7 protein-coding genes are annotated in these 9,967 nt (G+C 69.7%); all 7 read left to right on the forward strand.

Annotation, left to right across the window (positions count from 1 at the left end; genetic code table 11):
* The first annotated feature begins 138 nt into the window (after positions 1–138).
* The 7 genes from benA to CQZ88_RS16105 all read left to right on the forward strand — a co-directional run bounded on the left by benA (position 139) and on the right by CQZ88_RS16105 (position 9,918).
* Positions 139–1,530, forward strand: coding sequence for a benzoate 1,2-dioxygenase large subunit (benA, locus tag CQZ88_RS16075; RefSeq protein WP_006946209.1), 1,392 nt, complete (start codon positions 139–141; stop codon positions 1,528–1,530).
* 13 nt (positions 1,531–1,543) lie between these two features.
* A complete protein-coding gene (benB, locus tag CQZ88_RS16080; protein ID WP_006946212.1) occupies positions 1,544–2,047 on the forward strand; it encodes a benzoate 1,2-dioxygenase small subunit in 504 nt (167 codons plus the stop codon).
* 33 nt (positions 2,048–2,080) lie between these two features.
* Positions 2,081–3,691 carry a benzoate 1,2-dioxygenase electron transfer component BenC gene (gene benC, locus CQZ88_RS16085; protein WP_006946215.1) on the forward strand — a complete coding sequence of 537 codons (1,611 nt, stop codon included), beginning with the start codon at positions 2,081–2,083 and terminating at the stop codon, positions 3,689–3,691.
* Positions 3,688–4,497 (forward strand): 1,6-dihydroxycyclohexa-2,4-diene-1-carboxylate dehydrogenase, encoded by an 810-nt coding sequence (locus tag CQZ88_RS16090; protein ID WP_006946217.1) that lies wholly within the window; start codon positions 3,688–3,690, stop codon positions 4,495–4,497. Before benC ends, CQZ88_RS16090 begins: the two co-directional genes overlap by 4 nt.
* Positions 4,498–4,605: 108 nt before the next feature.
* Positions 4,606–5,952, forward strand: a complete 1,347-nt coding sequence (locus CQZ88_RS16095) for an aromatic acid/H+ symport family MFS transporter (protein ID WP_006946218.1) — start codon at positions 4,606–4,608, stop codon at positions 5,950–5,952.
* Between the two features lie 11 nt (positions 5,953–5,963).
* Positions 5,964–8,648: a helix-turn-helix transcriptional regulator gene (locus CQZ88_RS16100; RefSeq protein WP_102800021.1), complete on the forward strand. Its 2,685-nt coding sequence runs from the start codon at positions 5,964–5,966 to the stop codon at positions 8,646–8,648.
* Between the two features lie 7 nt (positions 8,649–8,655).
* Positions 8,656–9,918: a benzoate/H(+) symporter BenE family transporter gene (locus CQZ88_RS16105; protein WP_102800022.1), complete on the forward strand. Its 1,263-nt coding sequence runs from the start codon at positions 8,656–8,658 to the stop codon at positions 9,916–9,918.
* Positions 9,919–9,967: the final 49 nt, after the last annotated feature.

Here is a 9,967-nt window from a genome sequence, read left to right on the forward strand (position 1 = left end):
CCCTCCTGCCGAGGGTCCTAGGTAGGCCTAGGCATTTGCCTGGTGTGACTGTGGCCACATGGTGGCATGGTGGAGATAACGCGGAAACAGCCCCATTCTCCGCCGGGGCCGACCCGACACCCTTTCTGGAGGATCCCCATGACCGAGACCCTGGACCATGTGCGCGCCGCCCTCGACGGCGCTCTCGTCGAAGACGCGGCCAGCGGCCGATACCAAGTGCGCCGCAACATCTTCACCGACGAGGAAGTCTTCGAGCTGGAGATGAAGCACATCTTCGAAGGCAACTGGGTCTACCTCGCGCACGAGAGCCAGGTTCCGAACAACGGGGACTACTTCACCACCTACATCGGTCGCCAGCCCGTCGTGATCAGCCGCGACAAGGAGGGCGAGCTGCACTGCCTGATCAACGCGTGCAGCCACCGGGGCGCGATGCTGTGCCGGCGCAAGACCGACAACCGCACCACGTTCACCTGCCCGTTCCACGGCTGGACGTTCCGCAACAACGGCAAGCTGCTCAAGGTCAAGGACCCGCGCGACGCCGGCTACCCGGAGGGGTTCAACAAGGACGGCAGTCACGACCTGACCAAGGTCGCCCGGTTCGAGAGCTACCGCGGCTTCCTGTTCGGCAGCCTGAACGAGGATGTCAAGCCCCTCGAAGAGCACCTCGGCGACGCCACCAAGATCATCGACATGATCGTGGACCAGTCCCCCGAGGGTCTCGAGGTGCTGCGCGGTTCGTCCACCTACACCTACGACGGCAACTGGAAGCTGCAGGCGGAGAACGGCGCCGACGGCTACCACGTGTCGGCGACGCACTGGAACTACGCGGCCACCACCGCGCGCCGCACCGCCGGCGAGTCGACCAACGAGACCAAGGCGATGGACGCCGGCACCTGGGGCAAGCAGGGCGGCGGCTACCACTCGTTCGAGAACGGCCACCTGCTGCTGTGGATGTGGTGGGGCAACCCGCAGGACCGCCCGCTCTTCCCCCGCAAGGACGAGCTCGCCGCAGAATTCGGCGAGAAGAAGGCCGAGTTCATGGTCGGCGCGTCCCGCAACCTCTGCCTCTACCCGAACGTGTACCTGATGGACCAGTTCTCCTCGCAGATCCGGCATTTCCGGCCGATCTCCGTGGACAAGACCGAAGTCACCATCTACTGCATCGCCCCCAAGGGTGAGAGCGCCGAATCCCGCGCCAACCGCATCCGCCAGTACGAGGACTTCTTCAACGCCACCGGAATGGCCACCCCGGACGACCTCGAGGAGTTCCGGTCCTGCCAGAAGACCTATCTCGCGTCGGCCGCCCCGTGGAACGACCTCAGCCGCGGCGCCACCCACCAGCTCAACGGACCGGACCAGGTCGCGCTGGACCTCGGCATGAAGAACGTGCTGTCGAGCGGCGTGAAGACCGAGGACGAGGGCCTGTACCCGATCCAGCACGGTTTCTGGCTCGAGAGCATGCGCAAGGCCGTCGCGGCGGAAACCGCCGAGAACGCCGCCGCCGAGCCCACCACCACGAACGAGCGCTGAGGAAGACCAGGACATGACCGCCGCAACGGAATTGACGCAGACCGACATCGAGCAGTTCCTCTACCGTGAGGCCCGTCTCCTCGACGACCGCGAGTTCGAGAAGTGGCTCGAGTGCTACCACCCGCAGGCCGAGTACTGGATGCCGGCATGGGACGACAACGGTGCGCTCACCGAGGACCCGCAGCGCGAGATCTCGCTCATCTACTACCCCAACCGCGGTGGCCTCGAGGACCGGGTGTTCCGCATCCGCACCGACCGCTCCTCCGCGACGTCGCTGCCCGAACCGCGCACCGGCCACAACATCACCAACATCGAGATCCTCGAGCGCCGCGGCACCGAGATCGACCTGCGCCACAACTGGTTCTCGCTGTACTACCGGTACAACACCACCGACACCTACTTCGGCACGAACTTCGTGACCCTCGACGTCTCGGGCCCGCACCCGGTGATCAAGAAGAAGAAGATCGTGCTCAAGAACGACTACATCCACCACATCGTGGACGTCTACGTCGTCTGATCCACCCCCGATTCACGAAAGGAGGCACATGCCGTGAGCTTTCAGGTGGCATTGAGCTTCGAGGACGGGGTGACCCGCTTCATCAAGTGCGGACCGAACGAGACGGTCGCCGACGCGTCGTACAAGGCGCGGATCAACATTCCTCTCGACTGCCGCGACGGCGCGTGCGGTACCTGCAAGGCACTGTGCGAGTCCGGCAACTACGACGGCGGCGACTACATCGAGGAGGCGCTGACCGACGACGAGGCCGAGCAGGGATTCTGCCTGCCGTGCCAGATGGTCCCGGAATCCGATCTCGTGCTGCAGATCGCGACGACCTCGGACGTCGCGAAGACCGCGGCCGCGACGTACACGGCGACGATCACGGACCTGCAGCGGTTCTCTCCCAGCACCGTGGGCTTCACCGTCGAGATCCCCAATCGGGACGACCTGGTGTTCCTGCCGGGCCAGTACGTGAACATCACCGTGCCCGGAACGGAACAGACCCGGTCGTACTCGTTCAGCACGGGACCGAACGACCCGCAGTTGTCCTTCCTGGTGAAGATCACCGAGGGCGGCCTGATGTCCGAGTACCTGAGTGATCGCGCCCAGGTGGGAGACACCCTGCAGTTCACCGGCCCGTTCGGCAGCTTCTTCCTGCGTGAGCGTAAGCGCCCCGCCCTCCTGCTCGCCGGCGGTACCGGCCTCGCGCCACTGCTCGCCATCCTGTCGAAGATGCAGGAGGAGGGCAGCGACCTGCCGGTGCACCTGGTCTACGGCGTCAGCTTCGACCAGGACCTGGTCGAGCTGGACAAGCTCGAGGCCTACACGCGGTCGCTGCCGAACTTCACGTTCGACTACTGCGTTTCCGATCCGGAGTCGACCGCCCCCAACAAGGGGTACGTCACCGGCCTGTTCGAGCCGAAGCACCTCAACGACGGCGACGTCGACGTCTACCTGTGCGGGCCGCCGCCGATGGTCGAGGCGGTGCGCACGCACCTGTCGGACGAGGGCATCTCGGTGACGAACTTCTACTTCGAGAAGTTCAACAACTCCGCGACCCCCGGCGCCGCCGAACCGGCGCCCCGGCCCACCGAGCGGGAACTCGAAGCCGCCACCAGGGCCGCCGAGGAGACCGGCCTGCCGGTGTCCCTCGGCGCCGCCGAGCAGGTGCCGGTGGGCAACTACGAGATCGGCGAGGAGCACCCGCCCGTCACCGAATCCGACGCCCAGTTCGACGCGCGCATGGCGCTCGAACTCGGTGCGCTGGAGCTGACCATCGGCCGGCTCACCGACGCGCAACTCGTGGAATTCCGGATTCTCGCCGAGGCGTCGACCGCGTCGATCGACCACGACCGCTTCACCGACGCGGGCGCGTTCACCGACACCAACGCCGCCTTCCACGAGTTCCTGTTCCGCTGCTGCGGCAATCCCGTGCTGCTCGAGGCGTACAACCGGCTCGAGGTGACCCAGCTGATGCGCAAGGTGCTGCGCACCGCGCAGTGGGTGGACGAGCAGATTCCGCACGACCACCTGCAGATCGTGCGGGCGTTCGAACGCAAGGACCGCGCGGCGGCCCGCGACCTCATCGTCAGCCATGCCGAGCACGCCAAGGCGACGATGCGCCGCGCCATCGAGGAGTCCGCGAAGGTGGAACTCGCGTGAGTGCCCTTCTTCCGGTCGGCACCGTGTACCCGGGCCGCTTCGACGGCAGGGTCGTCACCGTCACCGGCGCCGCGCAGGGTATCGGCCTCGTGGTCGCGTCCCGCATCGCAGCCGAGGGCGGATCCGTGATCCTCGTCGACCGCTCCGAGCTCGTGCACGAGGTGGCGAAGGAGTTGCGCGAGAAGGGTTTCCAGGCGCACTCCGTCACCGCCGACCTCGAGACTTTCGCGGGAGCGCAGTCCGCGATCGACGAGGCCCGGCAGCAGCACGGCCGCATCGACGTGCTCGTCAACAACGTCGGCGGGACGATCTGGGCGAAGCCGTACGAGCACTACACCCCCGAGCAGATCCAGGCGGAGGTGCAGCGGTCGCTGTTCCCGACGCTGTGGACATGCCGCGCGGTGCTGCCGTACCTGATCGAGCAACGCTCGGGCACGATCGTCAACGTGTCCTCCGTGGCGACGCGCGGTGTCAACCGCGTCCCCTACGCCGCCGCCAAGGGCGGGGTCAACGCGATCACCGCCGCGCTCGCCCTCGAGGCCGCCCCGTACGGGATCCGGGTCGTCGCCACCGCCCCCGGCGGCACCGACGCCCCCGCCCGCCGGGTAGCGCGCGGCCCCGCCGCGCAGAGCGAGCAGGAGAAGGGCTGGTACCAGCAGATCGTGGACCAGACCGTCGACTCCTCGCTGCTCAAGCGGTACGGCACGCTCGACGAGCAGGCCGCCGCGATCACCTTCCTGGCCTCGGAGGAGGCCTCCTACATCACCGGCACGGTTCTTCCCGTCGCCGGCGGCGACCTGGGGTAACACCCCAGCACCGCCACAGGCCTCACCGACAGGCCAGGGATCCCCTGCCGGTGAGGCCCTCTTTCTGCCCCGTTTCATTTGTGACCGCACTCACAGACCGGAGCCGACATGGCCGACAACACAACCGCCTGGGCAAGTCCCCGGCACCGCCGCACCGTCATCTGGGTCGTCGCCCTCGCCACGCTCGCGATCATCTTCGACGGCTACGACCTCGTCGTCTACGGGACGATCCTGCCCACACTGATGGCCGACCCCAGCCAGATCGGAGCGATCTCCGCGCAGCAGGGCGGCGCGCTGGGCTCGTACGCCCTCATCGGCGTCATGGTCGGCGCCCTGTTCACCGGCGCGTTCGGCGACCGGCTCGGGCGCCGGAAGATGATGCTGATCAACATCGTCTGGTTCTCCGTCGGCATGGGCGCCGCGGCGATGGCCACCAGCATCACCTCCTTCGGCATCCTGCGCTTCTTCACCGGCATCGGCGTCGGTGGTCTCGTCGCCACCGCGGGTGCCGTGGTGGCCGAGTTCGCTCCGCCCGGGAAACGGAACCTGTTCAACGCGATCGTCTACAGCGGCGTCCCCGCCGGCGGCGTCCTCGCCTCTCTGCTGGCCATCGTGCTGCGCGACACCATCGGCTGGCGCGGACTGTTCTGGATCGGCGCGCTGCCGCTGGTGATCCTGCTGCCCCTGGCCCTGGTGAAGCTCCCCGAATCCCCGATGTGGCTTCAGGCGCGCGGGCGGACGGACGAGGCGGCCGCGGTCTGTGACAAGTTCGGTCTCCCCCTGCCCACGATCGCCCCGGCCCCGGCCGAGAAGGTCGGATTCGCCGCACTGGCCACCCGCCGCTACGCGTGGGGCACCACCCTGCTCGGCCTGATGAGCTTCGCCGGGCTCCTGCTGACCTACGGCCTGAACACGTGGCTGCCGAAGATCATGGCCGACGCCGGCTACAACGCGAAGGGCTCGCTCGCATTCCTGTTGGTGCTCAACGGCGGTGCGATCATCGGCGGCCTCCTGGCCTCCCGGATCGCCGACGGCCGCGGTCCCCAGCCGGTCATCGCCACCACGTTCGGCCTCGCCGGCCTGGCACTGATCCTCCTCACTTTCGGGTTCCCGCTGCCCGTCCTGCTGACCGCGGTGGCGATCGCCGGGGTCGGCACGATCGGCACCCAGGTGCTCATCTACGGGTTCGTCTCCAACTACTACGAGACGGCAGCGCGCGGTGCCGGTGTCGCCTGGTGCGCCGGATTCGGACGGCTCGGCGGCATCTTCGGCCCCATCATCGGCGGCCTGCTCATCGGTGCCGGGCTGAGCAACGACGTGAGCTTCTACATCTTCGCGGGCATCGCCGTGGCCGGCGCCCTGGTCACGGTGTTCGTTCCCATCCGACGGGGTGCGCAGTACGTTGCCCGAACCCCCGAAGCTGCGGCCGCGAGCCCCACTACCGTGGAAGTGTGACTCACCCCGCCATGCTGGTCGGACGTACCCGAGAGCTCTCCGAGCTCGACCGTCACCTCGGCGAGGCGCGAGCCGGTTCACCCGTGCTCGCCCTCGTCGAGGGTCCGCCGGGTATCGGCAAATCCGCCCTGGTGCAACGATTCACCGAGGTCTTGAACGGCTGGCAGGTCCGCGTGTCCGCGGGCGTCCCGTGGGAGGCGGCGCGCGCGTGGAGCACGGCCGAGCAACTGCTGCAGGCCCCCGTCACCGGACGTGATCCGGTGGAAGTGGCGCACGAACTGTTGTCCCTCGTGGACGGTCCCACCGTTCTCGTCGTCGACGACGCGCACTGGTCCGATTCCGAGTCGTTGCAGGCCCTGTCGTCCGCCGTCCGCCGCGCCCACGGCAAGCAGTTGCTCGTCCTGCTGGTGACCGTGGACCCGCTGCCGGAGGCGGTCCCGGACAGCACCCGGCAGGTGCTCGACCATCACCGCGCCCTCTCCGTGCACGTGCGGCCCCTCGGGCCGCAGGACATCGCCCAGCTGGCCCTCGCCCGCATCGGCGTGGACCTGTCGCCGTGGACCGCGCGACGGCTGTTCGAGCACACTCTCGGCACACCCCGCCCGATCCTGCAGTTGCTCGACGAGATCCCCCGCAACCAGTGGCAGCACTGGCAGGCCCGGTTCCCGGCGCCCCAGGAACGGTCGGGCGCCGTGCGCCGCACGCTGGACCACTGCCCCGCCGAGACCCGGGCACTCGTGGAAGCGGCGGCCGTGCTCGGCGGCGAAAGCACCCTGACCCAGGCCGCGGCGCTGGCCGGGCTGGCGGACCCGACCGCGGCGCTCGACGCCGCGCACACCGCCGGATTGCTCCGGCGGCGCGAACAGCGCGGCGCGGTCACCCTGATCTTCCCGGACCCGATGACGCGGGCCGCCGTCGCGGACGACATCGGTCCCGCCCGCTGGCGCGACCTGCACGCCCGCGCCGCCGAACTGGTCGACGACGAGGGTGCCGCCCTCACCCACCTGGTCTCCGCCACCCCCACCGCCGATGCGGACCTCGCGGACCGCCTCGATCGGTACGGCCGGCGCCGCGCCGCCGTCGGTGCGTGGTCGGATGCTGCCGAGGCACTGATCATCGCGAGTGGCATCAGTCCCGACCGCGACCAGCGCGCGCAGCGGCTGATCCGCGGCGTCGACGCCCTCACGGGCGCGGCGGACCTGCCCCAGGCGCTGACGTTCGTGCCGGCGATGGAGGCCGCGCCCGAAGGCTCCATGCGCGACGTGGTGCTCGGCTACCTGGCGATCCAGCGCGGCCGGTCGGCCGAGGCCTCCCAGCTGCTCACGCGCGCATGGCAACTGCTCCCGGACCCGGCCCGGGACCCCGATCTGGGTGCGATGATCTGCCAGCGCATGGTGCTGCATTCGCTGGCCCAGCTCGACGGCGCGGGCCTCGTCGAGTGGGCCGACCGCGCGTCGTCCCTCGTAGCTCCCGACATGCCCGCTGCCGTCGAGTCGGCCGCGATCCGCGGCCTCGGCCTGGCCATGACCGGCCGCGTCGACGAGGCACGCGCCTCGTACGCAGAGCTGTCGGAGACCTTCCGGCTCGGCGCCCAGAGCCAGCGGATCCGCATGGCGGAGGGCTGGCTCGCCCTGGCGCTGGACGAGCCGGATCGCGCCCGCGCGGAGCTCGAGAGTGCCGAGCCGACCGTCTTCCGCGGCGGCTCGATCCGGATCTCGTTGTGGGCGCAGGCGTGGCTGGCGCGCACGGAGTTCGCGCTCGGCGCATGGGACGACGCCGTGCGCACCGTCGACCGCGCGGCCGCACAGCTCGACACGGCCGGCCTGGATCTGCTTCGGCCGCTGGTGCATTGGACGGGAGCACAGGTGCACGCCCTGCGCGGGGACTGGTCGCTGGCCCGGGAGCACCTGCGTCGCGGACGCGCGGGCGCCACCGACTATGCCGTCATGGTGGTGCCGTCCTGCATCGCGGCCGCCCAGTGCGCAGAGGTCGCCGCCGACTACGACGGGGTGCTGCGGCACCTCGCACCGCTCACCACCCGTCGGCGGCAGGCCTTGGTGGAACCGGGTTTCTGGCCGTGGCCGGACCTGTACGCGAATGCTCTCGTGATGACCGGACGCGTCGACGAGGCCGACGAGTTCCTCCGTCCGTTCGAGGAACTGGCCGTCTCCCGTGGGCACCTGTCCGCCCGGGCGCGGCTCGGATACGTGCGCGGACGGATCCACGGGGCACGGGGTGACATCGACGCCGCCCGCAGAACATTCGAGGACGCGCTGGCGAACCTGGCGACGCTGTCGCTGCCGTACGACCGTGCCCGCGTGAACTTCGCGTACGGGCAGACGCTGCGCCGCGCCGGACGCCGGCGGGAGGCGGACGCGGTGATGCGCACGGCCCGCGAGTTGTACGTGACGCTCGGCGCGACGTCGTACGTGCAGCGCTGCGACCGCGAACTCAAGGCCGGGGGGATGAAGGCGAACGGCGACGATACCCGCCGGACACACATGGATCTGGCGGCGTTGACCCCGCAGGAGAAGGCGGTCGCCGCGCTGGTGGCCGCGGGCAATACCAACAAGGACGTGGCGGGCGAGCTGTTCCTGTCGGTGAAGACGGTGCAGTACCACCTGACACGGGTCTACGCGAAGCTCGGCATCCGTTCGCGCAGCGAGCTGGCCGCCCAGTTCCGGCAAGAGGAGTGAGGAAGAGATGACAGCAGTCGACGAGAAGACCTCTCCCCCAAACGACACCGACCTGCTCGAGCGGCCCGCTCGGCCCGTGACCCGGCCGCGCCGGGTGCTGCGGGACCTCGGCGTCGAGTACGCGGCGAACGGCGTGATCGGGCTGGTGTTCTCGTCGACGGGGCCGGTCGCGGTCGTCCTCGCGGCCGGCGCGGCCGGCGGGCTCGGCGCCGCCGAACTGGCGTCGTGGATCTTCGGGATCTTCGTCCTCAACGGCGTGCTGACGATCGCGATGAGCATCGCCTACCGGCAGCCCCTCGGCTTCGCCTGGACGATTCCGGGCACGATCCTCGTCGGCGGGTCGCTGGGGCACCTGTCCTGGCCGGAGGTGATCGGAGCGTTCCTGGTCACCGGCCTGCTGGTGCTGGTGCTGGGGGCGTCCGGGCTGGTGCGGCGGGTGATGGAGGCGCTGCCGATGCCGATCGTCATGGCGATGGTGGCCGGCGTCTTCCTGAAGTTCGGTGTGGACCTGGTGCTCGCGCTCGGTGCGGACGTCGCGATCGCCGCGCCCATGGTGCTGTTGTTCCTGGCGTTGAGCGCGTTCGGCCGGATCGGCCGGTGGCTGCCGCCGATCCTCGGGGCGCTGATCGCCGGTGCGGTCGCGGTGGCGGCGTCGGGGCGTTTCTCCCCGGCCCCGGGCGGAGCGGGCATCCTCGCGTCGCCGGTCTTCACCGCCCCGGTGTTCACGTGGACGGCGTTGCTGGAGTTGGTGATCCCGCTGGCGATCACCGTGCTGGTGGTGCAGAACGGGCAGGGCGTCGCGGTGCTCACGGCGGCCGGGCACCGGCCCCCGATCAACGTCACCACGATCGCGTGCGGGGTGTGGTCGCTCGGTGCCGCCTGCGTCGGCGCGGTGTCGACGTGCCTGACCGGCCCGACGAACGCCCTGCTCACCGCGTCCGGTGAGCGGAGCCGCCAGTACACGGCGGCCGTGTGTTTCGGGCTGTATTCGATCGTGTTCGGACTGTTCGCGCCGCTGTTCGTGCGGTGGATGACCGCCGCGCCGGCGGCGTTCGTCGCGACCCTCGGGGGCCTGGCGATGCTGCGGGCGCTGCAGGGCGCGTTCGTGACGGCGTTCGCCTCGAAGTACACGATGGGGGCGCTGGTGGCATTCGTCGTCACCGCCGCGAACGTGACGTTCTGGAACATCGGGGCGGCGTTCTGGGGTCTGGTGGCCGGGGTGATCGTGTCGCGGTTGCTCGAGCGGGGGGACTGGACGACCGGCCGGTGACGGCGGGTGCGCGCGCGTGGGTGCGCGCACCCGCCGTGTCCCGAGCCGG

The sequence above is a fragment of the Rhodococcus sp. ENV425 genome (genome assembly GCF_002887785.1).
Lineage (GTDB): Bacteria > Actinomycetota > Actinomycetes > Mycobacteriales > Mycobacteriaceae > Rhodococcus > Rhodococcus aetherivorans.

Bases quoted from the DNA above. Each gene is read 5' to 3' on its own strand.
- CQZ88_RS16095 (WP_006946218.1), top strand. From the start codon at position 4,606: ATGGCCGACAACACAACCGCCTGGGCAAGTCCCCGGCACCGCCGCACC.
- benB (WP_006946212.1), top strand. From the start codon at position 1,544: ATGACCGCCGCAACGGAATTGACGCAGACCGACATCGAGCAGTTCCTC.
- benA (WP_006946209.1), top strand. From the start codon at position 139: ATGACCGAGACCCTGGACCATGTGCGCGCCGCCCTCGACGGCGCTCTC.
- CQZ88_RS16105 (WP_102800022.1), top strand. From the start codon at position 8,656: ATGACAGCAGTCGACGAGAAGACCTCTCCCCCAAACGACACCGACCTG.
- CQZ88_RS16100 (WP_102800021.1), top strand. From the start codon at position 5,964: ATGCTGGTCGGACGTACCCGAGAGCTCTCCGAGCTCGACCGTCACCTC.